Source organism: Shewanella saliphila (genome assembly GCF_014648295.1).
Classification (GTDB): domain Bacteria; phylum Pseudomonadota; class Gammaproteobacteria; order Enterobacterales; family Shewanellaceae; genus Shewanella; species Shewanella saliphila.
Genome location: NZ_BMQV01000100.1, coordinates 1 through 1,191, shown reverse-complemented (window position 1 = coordinate 1,191; position 1,191 = coordinate 1). Strand labels below are relative to the sequence as shown.

Annotated in this window: 2 protein-coding genes and 1 pseudogene; 2 read left to right on the top strand and 1 reads right to left on the bottom strand. The window is 42.3% G+C overall.

The window, feature by feature from the left end; translation table 11 throughout:
• A pseudogene (locus tag IEY48_RS20680) lies at positions 1-107 on the top strand (IS982 family transposase); the annotation flags it as partial.
• Positions 108-133: 26 nt separating this feature from the next.
• Positions 134-463 (top strand): hypothetical protein, encoded by a 330-nt coding sequence (locus IEY48_RS20245; RefSeq protein WP_188923340.1) that lies wholly within the window; start codon positions 134-136, stop codon positions 461-463.
• On the opposite strand, the gene IEY48_RS20240 is transcribed toward IEY48_RS20245, so the two are convergent.
• Complete coding sequence (locus IEY48_RS20240) at positions 447-1,004, bottom strand: recombinase family protein (RefSeq protein ID WP_188923339.1); 558 nt, start codon at positions 1,002-1,004, stop codon at positions 447-449. The two genes, IEY48_RS20245 and IEY48_RS20240, sit on opposite strands and share 17 nt — an antisense overlap.
• Positions 1,005-1,191 lie beyond the last annotated feature (187 nt).

Here is a 1,191-nt window from a genome sequence, read left to right as displayed (position 1 = left end):
TACTTGGTGGATTGATTGCATATTGTTTAAAAGACGAGAAGCCATCATTAAATCTAACAGCTCAAGAACTTGAGCTGTTAGATAGCACTAATATCGTGTTTGCTTAACCAGATCTGAGGTTAACTACAAAGGAATGAGCTCTCCTGAGGTAGCTCAATATCAAGCTAGTAAAGCTGAACAACTGTATCTGAAAGAGGAGACCATTCGCATCATTCCTAGAGAAGAGCTACCTAAAGAAGCAGCTTTAGATGAGGATGAAGATTGGTATATTGATAAATCAGACTTTCATTTCGCTAATGAAGAAGAAAAAGCTGCAGAGAAAAATTACTACGAACTGACAGGACTCGAATTCTGGTATGGCTCGTTTATGTGTGATACCTACGGGCTCGCTGATGAGGAGCCAGAAGATACCTCAAGCGAACCTCTTAACGACTCGTGGGCATGGGCTAACTCCGAGCTTTAGCTTTAACCCTCTGAACAGTAGATGGGTTACAGCCAATTTCCAAAGCGACCTTACGAACAGACATCCCGCTATCAAGTAGCTTTTTAATCTGGTCATGATTAGCGGTATTAGCCTTTCTACCTTTGTACTTACCAGCAGCTTTAGCTTTCACAATGCCTTCACGTTGACGCTCAAGAATTGTAGCTCTCTCAAATTGAGCCACAGCACCAAGCATATTCAAAAGTAAGTCATTCATAGGGTTAGCATCACCACTGAAAACCAAACTTTCCTTATGAAAATGAACAGCTACACCTTTTGTATTGAGCTGGCTTATCAAGCCTTGCAGGTCAACCAGAGAACGCGCTAGCCGGTCAATGCTGTGCACATGGATACAATCACCCTCTCTCGCATAATCAAGCATAGCAAGCAGCTCAGGACGCTCAGTAGTCGCCCCGGACAACTTATCGGTAAAAGTCTTATCCAATGCCACACCACAATCACTTAATTGTCGTTCGGTATTCTGGTCTAAAGAAGAAACTCTAACGTAGGCAATGTTTTGCATTTGACACCAGCTGTATGCTTTTGACTCTAGATACTCACATGCTACCGTATGCTTTTGATTAAATCAACTTTAATGCACACAGAATACGTATGGATTCAACTGTATGGTTTTAGGTATACCCAAAAAAACACTGGCTCAAACGAAAGAACCACCACCCCCCCCCCCCCCAAGTTAACAGTAAATCGTT

Coding starts and splice junctions, on each gene's coding strand:
- IEY48_RS20245 (WP_188923340.1), top strand. CDS start 134: ATGAGCTCTCCTGAGGTAGCTCAATATCAAGCTAGTAAAGCTGAACAA.
- IEY48_RS20240 (WP_188923339.1), bottom strand. CDS start 1,004: ATGCAAAACATTGCCTACGTTAGAGTTTCTTCTTTAGACCAGAATACC.